Source organism: Hyphomicrobium sp. GJ21, from assembly GCF_001006785.1.
GTDB lineage: Bacteria > Pseudomonadota > Alphaproteobacteria > Rhizobiales > Hyphomicrobiaceae > Hyphomicrobium_B.
On the sequence record NZ_CDHO01000003.1, the window covers coordinates 1,906,547 to 1,927,061 of the forward strand.

The window sequence follows — 20,515 nt, forward strand, 5'->3', positions numbered from 1 at the left end:
ATTTTGAATGGGAAGTGAAACGAAAGTTGCCGCTGTGCGCAGCGCCGCGTCGCAATCGGGCCTCACCGCCGCGCCTTACGACGTGGAGCTTATTCGCGCCGACTTCCCGATCCTGTTTCGCGAGGTCCACGACCGCCCGCTCGTTTATCTCGACAACGGCGCGTCGGCTCAGAAGCCGCGCTCCGTCATAGAAGCGATGGACTATGCCTATCGCTTCGAATACGCGAACGTGCATCGCGGCCTGCACCATCTCTCGAACGTCGCGACCGATCATTACGAGACGGCACGCGAGACGGCGCGCCGCTTTCTCAACGCCGAGCATTCGGACGAGATCATTTTCACTCGCAACGCGACCGGCGCGATCAACCTCGTCGCGCGCTCCTTCGGCGAGCCGCGCATCGGCGAGGGCGACGAGATCGTCATCACGATCATGGAGCATCACGCCAATATCGTGCCGTGGCATTTTCTGCGCGAGCGCAACGGCGCGGTGCTGAAATGGGCGCCGATGACCGATCGCGGCGAGCTGCTCGTAGACAAGTTGGATCAGCTGATCACCAAGCGCACGAAGCTCGTCGCCGTCACGCATATGTCGAACGTGCTCGGCACGATCAATCCGGTGAAGGAGATCGTGCGCATCGCTCACGCCAAGGGCGTGCCGGTTCTGATCGACGGGAGCCAGTCGGCTGTGCACATGACCGTCGACGTGCGCGACCTCGATTGCGATTTCTACGTCTTCACGGGTCACAAGACCTACGGGCCGTCGGGCATCGGCGTGCTCTACGCCAAGCGCGAGCATCTGGAATCGATGCCGCCCTACGAAGGCGGCGGCGATATGATCGAGCACGTCTCCGTCGATCGCATCACCTACGCGAAGGCGCCGCATCGCTTCGAAGCCGGAACGCCCGCGATCGTCGAAGCCGTGGGTTTGAACGCGGCGCTGAACTACATGATGCAGATCGGCCGCGACCGCATCGCGCGTTACGAAGCCGAACTCGGCGCCTACGCCGCCGAACGGTTAAGCGAGCTTCCGTGGTTGAAGCTTTACGGCACGGCGCCCGGCAAAGGCGCGATCTTCTCGTTCACAATTGACGGCCTGCATCCGCACGACGTCTCGACGATCATCGATCGCTCGGGCGTCGCGATCCGCGCTGGACACCATTGCGCGCAGCCGCTGATGGAACGTTTGGGCGTGACGGCAACCTGCCGTGCCTCGTTCGCATTGTACAACACTAAAGCCGAGGCTGACGCGCTCGTGACAGCGCTCACCAAGGCTCATGATCTCTTTACGTAAGGAGCTTCCAAAATGGATGGGAAGCATATGACCGATGAGCGCGAAGCTTTGAAGACGGCCGTCGAGGCGTTGGACACGCCAGTCACCGCGCCATCAGCCGACGGCAACGCGACAGCAAGCGCGGAATCGCCTGCGCCAAGCACATCGTCGGCCTTGTCGGCGGAAGAAATCGATCGTCTGACAAACGATATCGTCGCCGCGCTGAAGACTGTTTACGACCCTGAAATTCCGGCCGACATCTACGAGCTGGGGTTGATCTACAAGGTCGAGATCGACGATGATCGCAACGTCGTCATCGATATGACGCTCACCGCGCCCGGCTGTCCGGTCGCGGGCGAAATGCCGGTCTGGGTTGAAAACGCCGTCAGCGCCGTCCCGGGCGTTGCCCACACGAAGGTCAACATCGTGTTTACCCCGCCCTGGGATCAGAGCCGCATGTCGGACGAAGCCCGTCTTGCGATCGGTATGTTCTGATGTACCTCGTATTTGGCTCGCGAATACCCATATACTTGGCCGGTTCGAACCACGGAGGCGCGCGTGCCCTCGCTTAGAATGATACCAAAAGTCATGACGTTGACGGACGCCGCTGCGGCGCGCGTCGCGGCGTTGATTGCCCAGAAGCCCGGCGTCAAGGCGCTGAAGATCGGCATCAAGAAGGGCGGCTGCGCGGGCATGGAATATACGATGACGTGGGCTGATCAGATCGGGAAGTTCGACGAGGTGATCGAGGACAAGGGCGCGACCGTGCTCATCGATCCCGCCGCGATCATGTATCTGCTCGGCACCGAGATGGACTTCAAAACGGACAAGCTTTCATCGCAGTTCGTATTCAACAATCCGAACCAGAAGAGCGCGTGCGGCTGCGGCGAGAGCGTCAATCTCGAACCGGCCGTGCCGGAAGGCTTCGCGCCAGCCGATCGGTAACAAGCCGTTGGGTCTGATGTTTTCCGAGACGCCGCTGCTCTAGCGACGCCTCGTATGTTTTCATTTCCTCCGAAGCGTCGTTCGTTACGCAGGAGTCAGCGCATTCGCTCGCTGTTATAACCGCGCCACTCTTCACTGGCCGGGACGTAGGCTCGCCCATTGTGGATGATGTAGGCGTGGGAAGGGCCAACGGGCAACGTTGTGGCAGCCGGCGGCGAGGCGCCGTTGTGCTGCTCCTGGTAGAAGCCCCAATTCTCCGGATCGCCGTTTGCGTAGCCCAGATAGAAAGCGCTGGCGGGCAAGCTGAAAACGCAAGCGGATAGTGCCGTCGCAGCGGCCGCGACGAGAGCTTTTGTCGAGAGGGTCATAGCGCCAAAATCCTTTGGCTGCGGGTCTAGCCGTGCCTCTCCGCCGTCCGAAATCCGCATGTGGTGTGGGCAGGCGCGCCGACTATAGGCCGGGTGGATTATCATCCCTTCGGTCGGCGGATTAGGCCGGCAACGGCGGCGCCATTGAAGACGCAGCCGATACCGCAACGATTGGATTCAGGCGTCGCTTTGCAGTTCGAGCGCGATTAGCCTCGGCCTGGCACCTTTGCAGGGCGTGATGGCTTGCGCATGAACGCCGGAATATTCTCCGCGAATCCGACGCGCTCGTCATGGCGGGGAGCAGGTTGCGGCTTGCGAACCGGCTCGGCAGCAGGCGAACGCTCCGGCGCAGGACCGCGACGCTGCGGCGCCTTCGGCTCGTCCGTCCAACTGTCAGCCGCGCGCGGACGCTGAGCAGTCCGCTGAGGTTTATCTCGTGGCGGCTGCTGTTCGTTCGTGCGCGGACGTTCGCGTTTTGCCTGCTGGGGCGCGGGCGAGGCCGCCTGCGGACGTTCAGCCTTGGACTCCTGCTCACCGCCATGTTGCTCGCGCTGTTGCGGTGCGCCGTTGACTTTTCTCGGCTCGGGTTTGCGCGCGTCCCGGTTGCCGTGCGAGCGCCCGGATTTCGCCTGCGAAGCTCCGCGTCCGCCGCGACCCCGGCGTCGTTTGCCAGCACCCGCGATGTCTTCCTCGCTCGGAGGATCGCCAAGCCAGATCGCAGTTTCGCCGGTCACCTTCTCGATGTCCGCGACGAATTTCAGGTCGTCCGGACTGACGAGCGACGCCGAATGACCTTCACGTCCCGCTCGCCCCGTGCGCCCGATGCGATGCACATAATCGTCAGCGGCCCACGGCAGATCGAAATTGAAGACGTGCGAAACATCCGGAATGTCGAGGCCACGCGCCGCGACGTCGGAGGCGGCGAGCAGCATGATCTCGCCGTTGCGGAACTTGTCGAGCGTTTCCATTCGGCTCGTCTGGTCCATGTCGCCGTGGAGCGCGCCGGCGTTGAAACCGTGCTTCGACAGAGATTTGTAAAGCACCGCCACGTCGCGCTTGCGGTTGCAGAAGATGATGGCGTTCTTGACGTTGCCGTCGCGGATCAACTCGCGCAGCATCTCGCGTTTCGCCCAGTCTTCTCCGTTCTGGCAGTAGACGAAGCGCTGCGTGATCGTCTTCGCCGTCGTAGCCGGCTTGGCGACTTCGATGCGCGTCGGATCCTTCAGGAACTGATCGACGAGCCGGGTGATTTCGGGCGGCATTGTCGCCGAGAAGAACAGTGTCTGCCGGCGTGGCGGCAGCAGCTTGCAGATTTTCTCGATGTCCGGAATGAACCCCATGTCGAGCATACGGTCGGCTTCGTCGATGACGAGAATCTCGACGCCCATCAGCATCACGCGTCCGCGTCCGAAATGATCGAGCAGGCGTCCGGGTGTCGCGATCAGAACGTCGACGCCGCGATCGAGCTTCTTCACCTGATCGTCCATCGACACGCCGCCGATCAGCAGCGCGACGGAGAGCTTATGATTGGTGCCGTACTTCTCGAAGCTCTGCGCAACCTGCGCGGCAAGCTCGCGCGTCGGCGCCAGGATCAGCGAGCGAGGCATTCGCGCGCGCGCGCGCCCCGTCTCGAGCCGCGTAATCATCGGAAGAACAAAAGAGGCGGTTTTGCCTGTGCCCGTTTGGGCGATGCCGAGAACGTCACGTCCGGTCAGAGCGACCGGAATGGCTGCGGCTTGAATAGGGGTGGGATTTACATATCCCGCGGCCGTTACGGCCGCTTGAACCTTGGGCGAAAGCCCGAGGTCAGCGAACGTCTTGCTGTCCAACAGTCAAGGTCTCCATCTGCACAACCCAAAAACTCCGGTGCGCGAGCACCAGACGTTCGATTGAGAGCGCAGGGGGATAGGTGCCGAAAAGGTCCAAAGCCGAAATGGGAGTGCGGATCAAAATGCGTTAAAAAATGCGCAAACTCGATCCCCTGCGCTCCGGCACGCCTGCGTGCTCGCATACATCAGACTGAAGTGCAAGGAAAACTCGGTGGTTTTGCGCCGCCAGGCCGCGCGTTTCTGTCACGGGCGGCGGCAGCGAAAGCCCGGTCGGGCCCGACAATGAGCGGAGCGGAGACCTCGATCCCCGCCCCGTTGCATAAGATGTGTCGCGATCAGTCTTCGAGCAGCCACCGGCCGACGACACCGCCGATGACGCCGCCAAGGATCGGCGCAGCCCAGAATACCCAAACCTGCGACAGCGCTTCGCCGCCAGCGTAAACCGCCGAGCCGAGACTGCGGGCCGGGTTCACGGAAGCGTTCGAGATCGGAATCGCCATCAGATGGATCGCGGTGAGCGTCAAACCGATCGCCACAGGCGCCAGAAGAGCAGGACCGTTCGGGCGCGTTACGCCCATGATGACGATAAGGAAGAATGCCGTCAGCACGGTCTCGAGAATGAAGACTTCGCCGAGGCTGGCCTTAAGCATCGACAGTTCACCATAACCGTTCGCAGCGAACGTCGCGCCCGTGTGGCCGACGAGGGAGAACACGCCGCACGCCGCCAGCGCACCGACGACCTGCGCGATAATGTAAGGCACAGCCTTGCTTGCTTCGAAACGGCCACCCGCGACCAGCCCGAGCGTTACGGCCGGATTGAAATGACCGCCTGAGATTTGGCCTACCGCATATGCCATCACCATCACCGTGGTGCCGATTGACAATGCGACACCGAGAATACCGGCTGCGCCGGCGGGCGCTCCGAATGAGTAAAAGGCGGCTCCGAGAACGGACGCCATCAGCATAAAGGTGCCGACCACTTCGGCCGCGATTGCTCTGCTATTCATGCAATATTTTCCCCTAGGGCAATGTCTGCGCGCACCGCGATTCTCTTGATTCGAATCATTGCCGCGCTGAATAAGTCTAACTGAGATCGATGAATGGAGCGAGCCGGCCGACAGGAGACGGGCTACCTCAAATTGAGAAAAAGCGTTGGAATCCCGTCACAAACCGAGAATTGCTTATTTGTCATGTCAGCCGAATTGATTTTCTGATTGGTGCTCCGAGGCGTAACGTGCATTCAGCAACGGCGCGAAGCGCCTAGTGACGACCGCGTCTGTAAAGGCTCTTCTGACTGGCCGAGGGTTTTCGACAGATGACTGCAAACGCCTTTGCGAAGACCGAGCTGATAGCTGAACCCGCAGTTGCGCCAGGCGCGACGCGTCCGAAAGGGCAGCGGCGAGGCGAAGCCATCCGCGAATTGAAGAAGCGCGATAACTCCACGAATTTCTATCATATTGGCTTCGTCTATTTGGTGATCGCTGCCGCCATTGGTGGTGCGATCTGGAGCTACCACGCCGTCGCCGCAGCAGGACTGGAGTGGTGGTGGAATATTCCCGCGACGCTCGTCGCGATCGTGGTGATCGGCGCCTCGCAACATCAATTCGGCGGCGTCATACACGAAGGCACGCATTTCATTCTATTCGAGAATAAAACGCTGAACGAACTGACGTCGGATTGGCTGGCGGCGTTTCCGATCTACACGTCGACCTTCCATTTCCGTTTGCATCATCTCGCGCATCACCAGTTCATCAATGATCCGGTACGCGATCCCGATTGTGCGCAGCTGCACGATAGCGGCCACGATCTCGATTTTCCGATTACGCATTTCGAGATGCTGGCGGCGCTCGGCAAGCAGCTCTGGCTGCCGAATTTGTTTCGCTACACGATCGCGCGCGCCCGCTATAGCGCGCTCGGGACCGTCAACAACCCGTACGTCGATCGCGAAAAGCGCGGCGAGAAGCTTCCGACGCTGGCGGGAATTCTTTACGCCGTCACCGCACCGGCCTTGGTTATTCCGCTGGTTCGATCAGGTCACGGCGCGTTGGCGTTTGCAGTGCTCGCGGCGCTGACCGCGCTCGTCGTGACGTACTTCGCGCGCCTCGACGAGAACAAGCTTCCGCACGCGCATGTCGAAACGGTCATCTCGCATCGAACGACGAACATCAGTCGCGTCGCATACATGGCGATCCTGTACGCGGCGCTGACCGCCATCGAAGTCGGCGGCTACGGACAGGCGTGGCGCTACTTCGCGCTGCTGTGGGTCGTGCCGTTGTTCACGACGTTCCCGCTGTTCATGATCATGCGCCAATGGGTGCAGCACGGAAACGCCGATCGTGGGCGCTATACGAACTCGCGCGTGTTCCTCGTCAATCCGTTCATTCGCTACGCGGTGTTTCCGTTCGGCATGGACTATCACCTGCCGCATCACATCTATGCGTCCGTCCCGCACTACAAGCTGCAAGGCTTGCACGAGCTGTTGCTGCAGGAACCCGAATACCGCGAGAAAGGCGTCATCGTGGAAGGCTACTTCAACTCACCGCATGGTGAGACCGAAGGGCGCAATCCGACTGTCGTAGAGGTGCTCGGAGAGAAGTACGCGCCGAAGAATCAGGAAGACGTCTACGTCGACACCTCGACGCTCGAGTATGCGAAGGTTCGCAATCCCGACGCCATCGCGCGCGAGAACGAAGCCTCCGTCAAAGGCAAGTGAGACCCTCAGTCATTCCTTCGCACGTCGTGAGAAGGTGGCCTAAGACCGGATGATCGGGGCGACGAAAGAAGCTTCGCTTAGGAACGCGGACTAGATATCCAGATCCTTCGCGAACGCCGCCCGCTCCTGAATGAATCGGAATCGCGCTTCGGGCTTCGATCCCATCAGCGAATTCACGACCTCGGATAACATATCGCGTTCGCCTTCGCCGATCGCGACGCGCAGCAGCGTGCGCCGCCGCTTGTCCATCGTCGTTTCCTTGAGATCCTTGAAGTCCATCTCGCCGAGACCTTTGAAGCGTGTGACTTTCGGCTTCTTGTTCTTGAATTGCGTCTCGATGAGCTGATCGCGATGCGCCTCGTTACGCGCATACGCAACATCCGACTTGTCGGAGATTTTGTAGAGCGGCGGCACCGCGAGAAACAGATGTCCGTTCTCGATCAGCTCCGGCATCTCCTGATAGAAGAACGTAATCAGCAACGACGCGATGTGCGCGCCGTCGACGTCGGCGTCAGTCATGATGATCACGCGCTCATAGCGCAGATCTTCGTCGCGGTATTTTGCTGCCGTACCCGCGCCGAGCGCCTGAATGAGATCGGCGAGAAGCTGGTTCTGCGACAGCTTCGCGGAGGAAGCATTCGCGACGTTCAAAATCTTGCCGCGCAAAGGAAGCACGGCCTGCGTTTCGCGATCGCGCGCGCTCTTGGCGCTGCCACCGGCCGAGTCGCCCTCGACGATGAAAATTTCGGTACCCGCAGCTTGCTGGATCGAGCAATCGGCAAGCTTGCCCGGCAGACGCAGCTTGCGCGTCGCCGACTGGCGCCCGACTTCTTTTTCGCGGCGCCGCTTCAGACGTTCTTCCGACTGGTCCACGGTCCACTCGAGCAGCTTCGTCGCCTGCTGCGGCGAATCCGCGAGCCAATGATCGAAAGCATCGCGCACCGCCGTCTCGACAATCTTCGTCGCTTCGACCGTCGCAAGCTTATCTTTGGTCTGCCCCTGGAATTCAGGTTCGCGGATAAAGACGGACAGTGTTGACGCCGCCGTGCTCATCACGTCTTCCGACGTGATCTGCTGCGCTTTCTTGTTGCCGGTCAGCTCGCCATAGGCGCGAAGCCCTTTATAGAGAGCTTGCCTCAAGCCGTTCTCGTGCGTGCCGCCTTCGGCCGTCGGAACCGTGTTGCAATAGGAGAGGGAGAAACCGTCCTCGTCCGAAATCCAGGCGACTGCCCATTCGACCGAGCCGTGACCGCCCTCTTTTTCGATGCGACCCGAAAAAATATCCTTCGTGACGCGCGTGCGGCCATCGATTGACTCAGTCAGATAGTCGGCGAGTCCGCCGGGGAAGTGGAAAACGGCTTCTGACGGCGTATCGTCCTTGATCAGTTCCGGCGCGCACTTCCAGCGGATCTCGACGCCCGCGAAAAGATAAGCCTTGGCGCGCGACATTTTCAAAAGCCGCGACGGCTTGAATGCCGCGCCCTTTCCGAAAATCTTCTCGTCCGGACGGAAACGAACCTTGGTGCCGCGCCGGTTCATGATCGAACCGAGCTTTTCGAGCTTCGTCTGCGGAATACCGCGCGAAAAGACCATCCGGTAAAGCTGCTGGTCGCGCGCTACCTGCACTTCGAGCGTTTCCGAGAGCGCGTTGACGACAGACACGCCGACGCCGTGCAGGCCGCCCGACGTATTGTAGGCCTTCGAGTCGAACTTGCCGCCCGCGTGCAGCACAGTCAGCACGACTTCGAGTGTGCTGAGGCTCTTGTTCTTCGGATACGGGCCGACCGGAATGCCGCGGCCGTTGTCGGTGACGGCGAGGAACCCGTCAGCGGAAAGCTCGACCTCGATCCACGTCGCATGACCGGCGACGGCTTCGTCCATCGAGTTATCGATCACCTCGGCGAAGAGGTGATGCATCGCCTTCTCGTCCGTGCCGCCGATGTACATGCCGGGGCGGCGGCGAACGGGCTCCAGGCCTTCGAGCACTTCGATGTCATGCTCGCTGTAGCCGGTGCTGTCGGCCGGCTTACGGGCGCGCGACGATTTTTCAGTCATTTCGCTGTCGAATTCCGAAAAGAGATCAATCTGCGATCGGCCCATGAGCAATCCTCAATCATGTCACGCCGACAGGCACACGCCGGAACCCGAGAGCCCCTGAAACGGCCTGACGCACGACAGCAGAACCGCTGAGGCGAATCTTGGAGACGTCCTTATAGACCGAGCCGCGCCCGGTGCCACCACACCCAATATGCTTTGTGGCCGAACCGCCACTTAAGGTTGGCTTCCGGCTGCGACATTGTCGATAAGCCGCGTCTTTCCGAGCCACGCAGCGGCCAGAATACGCAGCGGTTTTCCCGGAACGGTGGCGGCGCTGAGCGTCGCGGCGTCGCGGACACCGATATAATCGACTTTCGTGAAACCAGCCTCCACGAGGCGCGCCGTCGCGTCCGTCGTCACGACGCTGAACGGCGTCCCGGCGGCGATTCTTTCGGCCGCCTCCGTGATCGTCGCATAGAGAGCCGGCGCAATCGCGCGCTCCTTCTCCGAGAGGTAGGCATTGCGCGACGACAGAGCCAGACCGTCCGCTTCGCGCACCGTCGGCGCAGCAATGAGCGTCAATGGCATATTGAGGTCGTCGACCAGCTGCCTGAGCACCGCGAGCTGCTGGAAGTCCTTTTCGCCGAAGATCGCGACGTCGGGCGTGACCTGGTTGAAAAGCTTCGCACACACTGTCGCGACGCCGTCGAAATGGTGCGGCCGGAACGCGCCTTCGAGGTCGGCCGATGCGCTGCCCGCTTTGACGCCGGTCGAGAAACCTGCCGGATACATCTCATCCACGCCCGGAGCCCAGACGAGATCGGCTTCGGCCTCCGCGAGCTTGGCGACGTCTCCGGCTTCATCGCGAGGATAGCGCGCCAGATCCTCGTGCGGAGCAAACTGCGTCGGGTTGACGAAGATCGACACGACGACCTTGTCGGCACGGTCCTTGGCCTGCCTCACCAGCGAGACATGCCCCGGATGCAGCGCGCCCATTGTCGGCACCAGCGCGATCGTTTTGCCGGAACGGCGCCAGTCGGCCGTCGCCTGTCTCAGGTCCCGGACGGTGGAAACGATCTTGACGGAATGGCTCACGACGCGCGCCTTATTTTTGCTGAGACTCGAGGCAGTTCCTGCCGTCAGACGAGGCACCCCGTCAAGCGAATTGGGGAGGGAAGGCAGCGTGAGCAGGGCAGCGGACATTTTCGCGATCTGCTATGCTCAGGTCAGCAGGCGAATCGTCGGACAGCGTCTGGATACAGCGGGTTACAAAGAATGGTCGCGGCATTGCGGCATGAAGATTTACAGCGGGCGCTCCCTCCACGGGATGAACTTTCCGCGCAATACCTGGCGGATGAACCGCGTCTCGTCGGCGCCCTGATCGAACGCGCTTTCTTCGCCGAAGACGAGCGCCGCCGTATCGCCGACGTCGCGCGCCGGTTGGTTCACACCGCCCGCGCCAACAAGGCCGATCACTCCGGCGTCGACGCCTTCATGCACGAATACGGCTTGGCGACGGACGAGGGCGTCATTCTGATGTGCCTCGCCGAGGCGCTGCTCCGAATTCCCGACACCGAAACCGCGAACGCGTTCATCGCCGACAAGATTTCCGGCGGCGCCTGGGACAAGCATCTCGGCCAGTCCGACAGCTTGCTCGTCAACGCCTCGACCTGGGGCTTGATGCTGACGGGTCGCATCGTAAAGCTCAAAGAGGCGAAGGGCGCCAATCCGCTGCAAGCGCTGAAACGCCTCGTCGCGCGCTCGGGCGAACCGACGATCCGCCTCGCCGTGCGCCAGGCCGTCCGGCTGCTCGGCGAACAGTTCGTGCTCGGCTCGACGATTGAATCCGCGTTGTCGCGCGCCCGCGACTTTGAGGAAAAAGGCTACCGCTTCTCCTATGACATGCTGGGCGAAGCCGCGCGCTCCGAGCGTGATGCCGAGCGCTATTTCCAGCGCTACATGGCGGCAATCGACGCTGTCGGAAATGCCGCGCCGCCGTTCACGGCGACCAACGTCGACGCGATTTTCGAGCGGCCGTCGATCTCGGTGAAGCTGTCGGCGCTGCATCCGCGTTTCGAGCCCGGCAAGGAACATCGCCTCCACGCCGAACTCGCGCCGCGCCTTCTGACGCTCGCGCGCGCAGCGAGGGCAAAAGGTCTTGGGCTGACCATCGACGCGGAGGAACAGGATCGGCTCGACATCACCGCAGGAATGTTCGGCGAGATGCTCGTCAACCCGCAGCTCGACAACTGGAACGGTCTTGGCCTGGCCGTGCAAGCCTACGGCAAGCGCGCCATCCCGCTCATTCGCTGGCTTCGCAGGCTTTCCGAGCAGACCGGCAAGCGCATTCCGGTGCGGCTCGTCAAAGGCGCGTATTGGGACAGCGAAATCAAATGGGCACAGGAGCGCGGCCTCGAAGATTATCCGGTGTTCTCGCGCAAACTGCACACGGACGTATCGTATCTCGCCGCGATGCGTTTGCTGATTTCGGAGCCAGTCGCCTTCTATCCGCAGTTCGCGACCCACAACGCCCACAGCATCGCTTCGGCGTCCGTCGCGGGCGGCGCGATCGAATTCGAGTACCAGCGCCTGCACGGCATGGGCGAAGCCCTTTACGAGCAGATTGTCGGCGTCGGACAGTTCGGGCGTCCCTGCCGGATTTACGCGCCGGTCGGCGGCCACGAGGATTTGCTCGGCTATCTCGTTCGCCGGTTACTCGAAAACGGCGCCAACACGTCGTTCGTCAATCGCCTTGGTGACGATGAAACGTCGGTGTCCGACATCATCGCCGACCCCGTCGAGATCGCCGACCGCGAATATACTTCCGGCGACCGCCCCGTGCTGCTGACCCGTCCGCGCGACATCTATCTTCCCGAACGCAAGAACAGCGCTGGCCTGCCGCTCGTCGAGGCGAGCGTTCGCAATTCGCTTCTCGCCGATATCGGCAAGGTGCTGAAAACGCCCTTCGCCGCGGGACCGATCGTCAATGGCACGGCGACGACGGCAGGCGACGCGGCGGCATTCGCAGTCTCGCCGCATGATCATCGCGAGCGCATCGGATCGGTGCGGCTCGCAACGCCGCAAAATCTCGAAGATGCGATCACGAGTGCCCGCAACGCGTTCGTGCGCTGGGAACGAACAGACGCGGCCGAGCGCGCTCGCATCCTCGAAACGGCTGCCGATCTTTTCGAGCGCGACCGCGCGACGCTTTTGGCGGCACTGATCCGCGAAGCCGGAAAAACGCTCGACGCCGCGCAGGCCGAACTTCGCGAGGCGGTCGATTATCTCCGCTATTACGCAGTCGAGGCGCGGCGGCTATTTTCGAACGCAATTCGCCTTCGCGGCCCGACCGGCGAAGACAATACGTTGACGCTCAGAGGGCGCGGACCGTTCGCCTGCATCTCACCGTGGAACTTCCCAGTCGCGATCTTTACGGGACAGATCGCGGCGGCGCTCGCAGCCGGAAATTCGGTCATCGCGAAGCCCGCGGAGCAGACGCCGATCGCCGGCTACCTCGTCGTGAAACTTCTGCACGAAGCCGGGATTCCGCGCGATGTACTCCATCTCGTTACCGGCGGCGGCAAACTTGGCGAAGCGCTCGTCAAGGATCAGCGCATCGAAGGCGTCGTGTTTACCGGCTCCGGCGAAACGGCCTGGGCCATCCAAAAATCACTGGTCGACCGGCGCGGCGCGATCATTCCATTTATTGCGGAGACCGGCGGCATCAACGCGATGATCGCAGACTCATCCGCGCTGCCCGAGCAGGTGGTGCGCGATGCGGTGCGCTCCGCGTTCGACAGCGCCGGACAACGCTGCTCGGCCGCGCGCATCTTGTTCGTTCAGGATGAAAGCGCGTCACGTATCCGTTCGATGCTCGCTGGCGCGATCGAGGCGCTCGACGTCGGCGATCCGCTCGACTACGCGACCGACATCGGTCCCGTCATCGACGAGACGGCGCAGGATGCGCTCGAAAGCCACAAAGTTCGTATGCAGCGCGAGGCGCGCGAAATCGTCGACCTGGCGATGCCCGAAGCTTGCCGCGCCGGAACATACGTCACGCCCGCGCTGTTCGAGATCGATCGTCTCGCCAAGCTCGACCACGAAGTCTTCGGACCGATCCTGCACATGATCCGCTATCAGCGCGATCATCTCGACAAGGTCGTCGCGGCGCTGAACGCCACCGGCTATGGCCTGACGCTTGGGCTCCACAGTCGCATCGAAAGCGTCGCGCAATACGTGTCCGAGAACGCGCGCGTCGGAAATCTTTACATCAATCGCAACCAGATCGGGGCCGTTGTAGGCGTCCAGCCGTTCGGCGGCGAGGGCCTTTCCGGAACCGGTCCGAAAGCGGGAGGCCCGAACTATCTTCTGCGCTTCGCAACGGAACGCACGCGCTCGACCGACATTACTGCGACCGGCGGCAACTATACGCTACTGAGTGGCAAAAGCCCGACGGGCTCATAGGTACGCCGGTCACCCATTGCCGCATCGAAATCCCTACGATCGTCGAAGGAACAATATCAGGCCAAGCAATGTTGGCGCGTGTGATCAGCAACTGCTCAGGGCCTTTGCCGGTTCGTCATCCGCTATCATAACCAATGTTAGGACTGCCGATGTCCGTCGTCGCGGATGCGAGAGGAACGAGTGAGCCAGGTGCACCGGTCAAGCGTGATCAGTGGCCTTTGGCGTCGGTCAATTTCTTCATGGCCGACTTCCTCGCCGGCATAGGCCCGTTTCTTGGCGTCTTCCTTCTCGCGCACGGCTGGCAGAGTGGTCTGATCGGCACCGTCATGACGATTGGCGGCGTCGCGGGAATGCTGATGACGATCCCCGCCGGCGCGTTCATTGACGCGACACGCCATAAGCGTGCTGCCGTTATCATTCCAGGCATTTTTACGATCTCGGCGTCCGCCATCATTTTGCTGTCGCAAGAATTCTGGGTCGTCGCGACGTCGCAAGTCGCGACAGCAATTGCCGGAGCTGTCATTGGGCCGTCCGTCAACGCCATGACGCTGGGCATCGTCAAGCAGGCCGGTTTCACTCGCCAGAACGGCATCAATCAGGCCTTCAACCATGCCGGCAACGTCGTCGGCGCCGGTCTGTCCGGATTGCTCGGATGGAAATTCGGTTATCCCGCCGTCTTCATTCTCGCAGCTGTTTTCGGACTGCTGACAATCATTTCGGTTCTCATGATCCCGGCGAGCGACATCGATCATGACGCGGCCCGAGGAGCAATCGACGACAACAAGAACGGCAAGGTCAGCGGTTTCCAGGTTCTGCTCGAATGTAAGCCGCTGTTGGTCCTTGCCGCGGCACTCGCCGCATTCCATCTCGGCAATGCCGCCATGTTGCCGCTCTATGGCATGGCGGTCGTATCCGACGGGACGATCAACGGTCCGGGATTTGTCGCCATCACGATCGTTGTCGCGCAAGCGACGATGATCGTTGCCTCGATCGTCGCCATGCGCATGGCGGAAGCTCAAGGTTATTGGCTGGTCCTGTTGATCTCATTCCTTGCGCTTCCCCTGCGAGGACTGATCGCGGGCAATCTCATCGTGCCGTGGGGCGTATATCCGGTTCAGATCCTCGACGGCGTCGGCGCAGGACTGCAGAGCGTCGCAGTCCCAGGGCTCGTCGCACGAATCTTGAACGGCACTGGGCGCATCAACGTTGGCCAGGGCGCAGTGATGACGGCCCAGGGGATCGGCGCAGCATTGAGCCCGGCGATCGGAGGCTGGATCGCTCAAGTCTTCGGCTACGAAGCGATGTTCTACGTTCTCGGCGGCTTCGCGCTTCTGTCGATCGGCCTTTGGCTCGCGTTCGCGTCATTCTTGAAACCGGCATGCGCGGGAAACGCCGGATCGGAAACGTGTGCCGACACGTCCTCAGCAAATACGGGAACCGAGAGTACCACCGGATGATCGACGTCAGCGCCGTCGTCGCTACTTCGCGTCGCCCGTCGCCGACGACAGGTTCACCCGTCGCGAAAGCTCCTCAGCACTTTCTTTGCGTTCGCTATAACGGTCCACGAGGTAAGCGGCGCGGTCGCGCGTGAGCAGGGTGAACTTCACCAGCTCTTCCATCACATCAACGACGCGATCGTAATACGAGGACGGCTTCATGCGGCCATCCTCGTCGAATTCGTTGAAAGCCTTCGCTACCGACGATTGGTTGGGGATCGTGATCATCCGCATCCAACGGCCGAGCACGCGCATTTGGTTTACCGCGTTGAAGGACTGCGAGCCGCCGCTGACCTGCATCACCGCTAATGTCTTGCCCTGGGTCGGCCGGACGGCGCCGGTGGACAACGGTATCCAATCGATCTGGGACTTCATTACGCCGCTCATGGCGCCGTGGCGTTCCGGCGAGCACCACACCTGGCCTTCTGACCAGGCGGCAAGATTGCGCAGTTCCTGCACCTTGGGATGCGTCTCCGCAGCGTCGTCCGGCAGAGGCAGACCGTGCGGGTCGTAGATCTTCGTCTCAGCTCCGAAGTGCTCAAGGAGCCGCGCCGCTTCCAGGGTGAGGAGGCGGCTATACGACTGCGCGCGCAGTGAGCCGTAAAGCAGAAGGATGCGCGGTCGGTGGGCCGTGTTTGCCGCCAGCTTGTCACCAGCGGGAATGCGCAGGTGCTCATGCGCGACGTTGCGAAGGTCGGCCGTGCTGTTCTCGCTCATGGCGCTCGCTTTCTGGCGGGCACCACTTCGCCGTCTTCCTTGGTGAACATGCCGACTTCAGCGTTCGGCAGGATATCGAGTACCGCCTCCGATGGCCGGCACAGCTTCGCGCCGAGCGGCGTAACGACGATGGGACGATTGATGAGAATGGGATGCTCAACCATGAAATCAATTAGTTGGTCGTCGGTCCATTTTGGGTTTCCGAGATCCAGCTCCGCGTAGGGCGTGCCTTTCTGGCGGAGAAGTTCGCGCGGGCCGATGCCCATACGCGTCATCAGATCAACCAATGCGTCGTGCAAGAGTGGCGTCTTCAGGTACTCGATGATCTCGGGTTCCTCGCCGCTTTGTCGGATCATCGCCAGCGTGTTTCGCGAGGTGCCACAGGCAGGATTGTGGTAGATCGTGATGGTCATTTCTTACTCTCCGACCGGCGCGGCCAGGCCACGTTTGCGGACCGCCTGACCAGACTCGTACCAGCCGCGCGACGCGTTGACGATTTTCACCACCGACAGCATCACGGGGACTTCGATCAGCACGCCAACAACGGTCGCCAGCGCAGCGCCTGAGTGAAACCCGAACAGGCTGATCGCCGCCGCGACCGCAAGCTCGAAAAAATTGCTGGCGCCGATGAGCGCGGAAGGCCCTGCAACACAATGCGCTTCGCCAGCGGCGCGGTTGAGCAGGTAGGCCAGACCCGAATTGAAGTAGACCTGAATCAGGATGGGCACCGCCAGCATCGCGATGATGAGCGGCTGCGCTAAAATCTGCTGGCCCTGAAAGCCGAAAAGTAAGGTCAGCGTCGCGAGCAATGCCAGCAGCGAAAGCGGCTGCAGATGCCCGAGCAGTCCGTCGAGTGCCTGTTGTCCGCCCACTGACAACACGCGGCGACGGACGACTTGCGCCAGGATGACCGGCACCACGATGTAGAGCGCGACAGACAGAACCAGAGTCCCCCACGGCACGGTGATCGCCGACAGGCCAAGCGAAAAGCCAACGATCGGCGCAAAGGCGAACACCATGATGATGTCGTTGAGCGCCACTTGGCTCAACGTGAAGTGCGGTTCACCCCGCGAAAGATTACTCCAGACAAACACCATGGCGGTGCAAGGCGCCGCCGCGAGAAGGATGAGCCCTGCGATGTAGCTATTGATCTGGTCGGCGGGCAGGTAAGGCCTGAACAACCCGCCAATGAAGATCCAGCCGAGCAGCGCCATTGAGAACGGCTTCACGGCCCAGTTGATGAATAAGGTGACGCCGATGCCGCGCCAATGCTCCTTGACCTTAGACAGCGCCGAGAAGTCGATCTTCAGCAGCATCGGGATGATCATCAACCAGATCAGCACCGCCACCGGCAAGTTGACCTTGGCGATTTCCGCCGCGCCGATGAACTGGAACACCGCTGGAAAGAAGTGACCAAGCGCAATTCCAGCGACGATGCAGAAACCGACCCACGCCGTCAGGTAGCGTTCAAAGGTCGACATCTTTAGGCTTTCTCCGGCACTGGAGCCTTGGCCTTGCCGCCGCCGACGCGGTTGATGATGGCCTCGCCCATGATGGAGCGGGCGGAGTTACCGGTGCAGAGAAAGAGGACGTTGTACGGACGCTCTCGGCTCACTTCGTTTCTCCCTTACACATCTTGCGCGCTTTTTTTATTGCTGAACCGCAGAGATCCGGCTGCCCCTGGCAGCAATCCTCGGTGAGGAAAGTCAACAGCTGGCGCATCTTGTCGAAATGCACCGCGTAGCGGATGTAACGGCCAACCCGCGTGGCATGGATTAGGCCCGCGCGATCCAACTCCTTCAAATGAAAGGATGCACCCGTGGGCGTTGCGCCGACGGCATCGGCGATCTCGCCGGCGGGCAGCCCGGAAGGCCCTTCCTTTACCAGAAGGCGGAAGATCGCGAGGCGCTGCTCATGCGCCAGCGCGGCAAGCCGGATGACGGCGTCTTTGCTGTTCATATATGCATATTACAAGGATTATTGAAATATGCAATATGCAGCAGCGCTTACGAATTGTGCGACTGCGGAAAGATGCAGTGTTGGATCGTTGAATTTCGCGATTGGGCTTTAGCGGAGGCGCAGCTCCCTAAGCGGGCACAATCTCAAGGCTCCGAGCAGGATCATTACGGCACCGACTATCTCGACCGCGATCGTCTCAAGGGCGAGGAAATCGCTAAGGGCATTCCGATGCATGAAGAATGGCGGCAAAATTTTTCCATCCTCGAGCGAGTTTCGCATAGCCATGTTCGAAATAGATTCAACTCTCGCTTTTTCCACATTCCATAGAGTCTGCGGTACTTTTCGCGCAGGTGCCATTGTCGATCGCGCTCATGCTTGCGAGCGGTTTGGAATCGCCTGACTCGTGCAGGAAGACGCCCTCGATCGGATCAATCTCTCGCTGCCAGGGCGCCTGTTCGATAACGCGCATCGTTTGGTCGTAGCCAGCCTGCCACCGCTTCTTGATTCCGGATGAGGTGAAGTCGACGTCCTTGGTGTGGTCTTCGGTTTCGTGTCCTGGCCACAGGAGACGCACGAAATGCATACGGGTGAGACATCCGTAGCTTGCGAGATCGCGGATATCCTCGCGCGAGCGAAGCTCCTCGGGAATGCGCATCGCAAGTTCCTTGATGACATGCCTGAGACGATGAATTTGCGCCTGACGCATGATGTGCGTTGCGACCCGGCTCGAATACTGGATGTTCTTCTGGCGGTGAAGCACCTCCCAGATCGTTGTAGGTTCCGGCCCGGTCGGGTTCCACATGTGCACGGCAAAGACGAGCGAATTTTTGCGCGGATGATCGTCGAAAATCGCCTCGGCAGGCGTGTTCGAGAGAATGCCGCCGTCCCAATAAAGTTCACCGTCAATGCGCACGGCGGGAAACGCCGGCGGCAATGCGCCGGACGCCATGATGTGCTTTGCCGTGATTTCCGTCTCAAGACTGTCAAAGTAGTGCATCTGGCTCGTCCGAACCTGTGCAGCCCCCACCGTCAAGCGCGGCTTGCTACGTCTTATGAGCGAGAAATCGACGAGATCATTGAGCGTCGCCTCCAGCTCGGAAGTGGAATAATAGCCTGCTCGTTCTGCGCCGAGTGGGTAATGCGGATTGAAAAAGGCAAAGTGGTTGGGCTTGAAGAATCCCGAGATCCCGCTGGTCAAAGCTTGCCAATAGGACAACGATGTCGTGGCTTGGGGCCACAGCATCATCGAATCCCAAATCGAGCGTTGGGACATTCGCTCCCAAAACTCGTTGAGCGCAGCAAGCCTGTCGCCAGGTTCGTTGCCCACGATGAGCGCGGCGTTGATGGCTCCAATCGATGTTCCGATGACCCAATCCGGTTCGACGCCGGCTTCGTGCAGCGCGTGATAGACACCCGACTGATATGCGCCGAGTGCGCCGCCGCCTTGGAGCACCAATACGATCTGGCCATAGCCGGCCGTGCGATTATCGCGATTTCGTCGAGGCATGGGGGTTGCCTTTATCTTGGAAAGTGCAGTCATGGCAGGCGCTCATCTACTGCTTAGTTGCGACGCTGGAGGTGATCGAAGCGATCACACTTGATGCCATCTTGAATTGCGCATCTCGGTCTTGAATGCCGTGGCGACGGGCGATCCACCCGAAATCGGTGTAAACCGCCCAGACTTGTCCAGTCTCGTCCTGCCGAACGAGGAGGCGAACGGGCCAGTCGAGGCCGGAATCCGGATTCGAGGTGAGGAATTGGATGCCCAGTGGAGGATTGCCGAAAATCAGCAGGGTCGATGGCCGGAGCTTGATGCCTGAACCTGCCCCGAGCTCTGTTTGATCAATCTCAGAGAAGAGCTTGATACCTTTGTGCGCGATATCAGCTTTGAGGCGAGAGATCGTCTCGCCGAAGCCGTATACGCTCTTCACCTTGACGATACCGTCTTGCGTTGATGCGGCAGCGAGCTGGGTCGAATAACCAGCTTGAGGAAGGGTGAAGACTATCGACAAAGCTAATGCGAATGCACTGTAAACTGAAGATCTTCCGAGCATGGCCATCTCGCTTTCTCGTTCATCAACTCAAAGCAATCGGTTGATCGAGGCAGGATGGCTAAGACGCTCACATAGCGAAAATATCGATTGGCTTCGGAGTCGATAGTTGCCGCCTATCGCTTCCTCCGGTTCCGAGGTTGGCTACATACCTGCTGAGGTTTTGGGATAGCGCCGAGCTATCAAATCCAGTGTCAAACGGCATTTCAGTCGCGTGTTCGAAGCCCATAGGTTCTGGCCAGCCCCGCTCCAAAAGGGGCGATCTTAATCAACCAGGAGAGACCCTATGAAACTCCTTTCAGCAGCAGCGCTCGTTGCAATCTTTGCCGCTATCGCATCTCCGACCTACGCAGCCGAAGACTGCGACGGCGGATTCAAGACACATATGGGCAAGATGTCGGTTCTCATCAACAAGATGTCCGGGTACGAACTCGCCGACGTCGTTCGCAAGTCGCTCGACGCCTACGACTCTTGCAAAGCTGGTGACGGATTCTCGCCCCACGGCGTGTGGGATCAGATTGAGGCCGAAATGCAGGCGAAGTACGGCAAGTGAAACGCTGACGCAATTCGTGCCGAGAAGCCTCGCAGACCCAACTGCGGGGCTTGTTTTTTTTGGAGGTTGCAATGATTCCAGCGCGTCGCGTACGGCACATAGCGTTATTCGTG

General features: G+C 60.6%; 18 protein-coding genes and 1 pseudogene. 7 read left to right on the plus strand and 12 right to left on the minus strand.

The annotated features are described in order from the left end of the window. Positions 1–7 precede the first annotated feature (7 nt). The 3 genes from HYPGJ_RS17450 (at position 8) to HYPGJ_RS17460 (ending at position 2,215) form a co-directional block, all read left to right on the plus strand. Positions 8–1,291 carry a cysteine desulfurase gene (locus HYPGJ_RS17450; protein ID WP_083984170.1) on the plus strand — a complete coding sequence of 428 codons (1,284 nt, stop codon included), beginning with the start codon at positions 8–10 and terminating at the stop codon, positions 1,289–1,291. Positions 1,292–1,318: 27 nt separating this feature from the next. Continuing rightward, on the plus strand, positions 1,319–1,765 hold the full coding sequence (locus HYPGJ_RS17455) for an SUF system Fe-S cluster assembly protein (protein ID WP_200185778.1): 447 nt from the start codon (positions 1,319–1,321) through the stop codon (positions 1,763–1,765). Positions 1,766–1,858: 93 nt separating this feature from the next. Further along, positions 1,859–2,215 carry an iron-sulfur cluster assembly accessory protein gene (locus HYPGJ_RS17460; RefSeq protein ID WP_046848218.1) on the plus strand — a complete coding sequence of 119 codons (357 nt, stop codon included), beginning with the start codon at positions 1,859–1,861 and terminating at the stop codon, positions 2,213–2,215. Positions 2,216–2,310: 95 nt separating this feature from the next. Here the strand turns inward: HYPGJ_RS17460 and HYPGJ_RS17465 are convergent, their stop codons facing one another. The 3 genes from HYPGJ_RS17465 to HYPGJ_RS17475 all read right to left on the minus strand — a co-directional run bounded on the left by HYPGJ_RS17465 (position 2,311) and on the right by HYPGJ_RS17475 (position 5,419). Beyond that, positions 2,311–2,583, minus strand: coding sequence for a hypothetical protein (locus HYPGJ_RS17465; RefSeq protein ID WP_046848219.1), 273 nt, complete (start codon positions 2,581–2,583; stop codon positions 2,311–2,313). A 206-nt stretch (positions 2,584–2,789) separates the two neighbouring features. After that, entirely contained in the window at positions 2,790–4,412 is a 1,623-nt protein-coding gene (locus HYPGJ_RS17470; RefSeq protein ID WP_046848220.1) for a DEAD/DEAH box helicase, read from the minus strand. Between the two features lie 335 nt (positions 4,413–4,747). Continuing rightward, entirely contained in the window at positions 4,748–5,419 is a 672-nt protein-coding gene (locus HYPGJ_RS17475; protein ID WP_046848221.1) for an aquaporin, read from the minus strand. A gap of 308 nt (positions 5,420–5,727) precedes the next feature. On the opposite strand from HYPGJ_RS17475, the gene HYPGJ_RS17480 reads away from it, so the two are divergent. Then, positions 5,728–7,125 (plus strand): fatty acid desaturase, encoded by a 1,398-nt coding sequence (locus tag HYPGJ_RS17480; protein WP_046848222.1) that lies wholly within the window; start codon positions 5,728–5,730, stop codon positions 7,123–7,125. 90 nt (positions 7,126–7,215) lie between these two features. Here HYPGJ_RS17480 and parE read toward each other — a convergent pair whose 3' ends face one another. Beyond that, entirely contained in the window at positions 7,216–9,225 is a 2,010-nt protein-coding gene (gene parE, locus HYPGJ_RS17485; protein ID WP_046848223.1) for a DNA topoisomerase IV subunit B, read from the minus strand. A gap of 171 nt (positions 9,226–9,396) precedes the next feature. After that, positions 9,397–10,257 carry a pantoate--beta-alanine ligase gene (panC, locus tag HYPGJ_RS17490; RefSeq protein ID WP_046848529.1) on the minus strand — a complete coding sequence of 287 codons (861 nt, stop codon included), beginning with the start codon at positions 10,255–10,257 and terminating at the stop codon, positions 9,397–9,399. 180 nt (positions 10,258–10,437) lie between these two features. Between panC and putA the strand changes: the two genes are divergently transcribed. Together putA and HYPGJ_RS17500 are read left to right on the plus strand one after the other, a co-directional pair. Continuing rightward, a complete protein-coding gene (gene putA, locus HYPGJ_RS17495) occupies positions 10,438–13,626 on the plus strand; it encodes a bifunctional proline dehydrogenase/L-glutamate gamma-semialdehyde dehydrogenase PutA (RefSeq protein ID WP_046848224.1) in 3,189 nt (1,062 codons plus the stop codon). Positions 13,627–13,775: 149 nt separating this feature from the next. Further along, entirely contained in the window at positions 13,776–15,083 is a 1,308-nt protein-coding gene (locus tag HYPGJ_RS17500) for an MFS transporter (protein WP_046848530.1), read from the plus strand. 21 nt (positions 15,084–15,104) lie between these two features. Here HYPGJ_RS17500 and arsH read toward each other — a convergent pair whose 3' ends face one another. From arsH to HYPGJ_RS17530, 7 genes and pseudogenes are all read right to left on the minus strand, one after another. Continuing rightward, the gene (gene arsH / locus HYPGJ_RS17505) at positions 15,105–15,839 is read right to left on the minus strand and encodes an arsenical resistance protein ArsH (protein WP_046848225.1); all 735 of its coding nucleotides are present in this window, start codon (positions 15,837–15,839) and stop codon (positions 15,105–15,107) included. Continuing rightward, the gene (arsC, locus tag HYPGJ_RS17510) at positions 15,836–16,252 is read right to left on the minus strand and encodes an arsenate reductase (glutaredoxin) (RefSeq protein ID WP_046848226.1); all 417 of its coding nucleotides are present in this window, start codon (positions 16,250–16,252) and stop codon (positions 15,836–15,838) included. The genes arsH and arsC overlap by 4 nt, the downstream gene beginning before the upstream one ends. 3 nt (positions 16,253–16,255) lie before the next feature. After that, entirely contained in the window at positions 16,256–17,320 is a 1,065-nt protein-coding gene (gene arsB / locus HYPGJ_RS17515; protein ID WP_046848227.1) for an ACR3 family arsenite efflux transporter, read from the minus strand. A 23-nt stretch (positions 17,321–17,343) separates the two neighbouring features. Beyond that, positions 17,344–17,454: pseudogene (locus tag HYPGJ_RS18905) on the minus strand (arsenate reductase ArsC); the annotation flags it as partial. Further along, positions 17,451–17,798, minus strand: a complete 348-nt coding sequence (locus tag HYPGJ_RS17520) for a metalloregulator ArsR/SmtB family transcription factor (RefSeq protein WP_046848228.1) — start codon at positions 17,796–17,798, stop codon at positions 17,451–17,453. The gene HYPGJ_RS17520 and the pseudogene HYPGJ_RS18905, both read right to left, overlap by 4 nt. Before the next feature lie 298 nt (positions 17,799–18,096). Continuing rightward, on the minus strand, positions 18,097–19,305 hold the full coding sequence (locus tag HYPGJ_RS17525) for a patatin-like phospholipase family protein (RefSeq protein WP_070104074.1): 1,209 nt from the start codon (positions 19,303–19,305) through the stop codon (positions 18,097–18,099). Positions 19,306–19,351: 46 nt separating this feature from the next. Beyond that, complete coding sequence (locus HYPGJ_RS17530) at positions 19,352–19,858, minus strand: DUF302 domain-containing protein (RefSeq protein WP_244466236.1); 507 nt, start codon at positions 19,856–19,858, stop codon at positions 19,352–19,354. A gap of 277 nt (positions 19,859–20,135) precedes the next feature. Between HYPGJ_RS17530 and HYPGJ_RS17535 the strand changes: the two genes are divergently transcribed. Next, entirely contained in the window at positions 20,136–20,402 is a 267-nt protein-coding gene (locus tag HYPGJ_RS17535; RefSeq protein WP_046848229.1) for a hypothetical protein, read from the plus strand. The last annotated feature ends 113 nt before the right edge of the window (positions 20,403–20,515 follow it).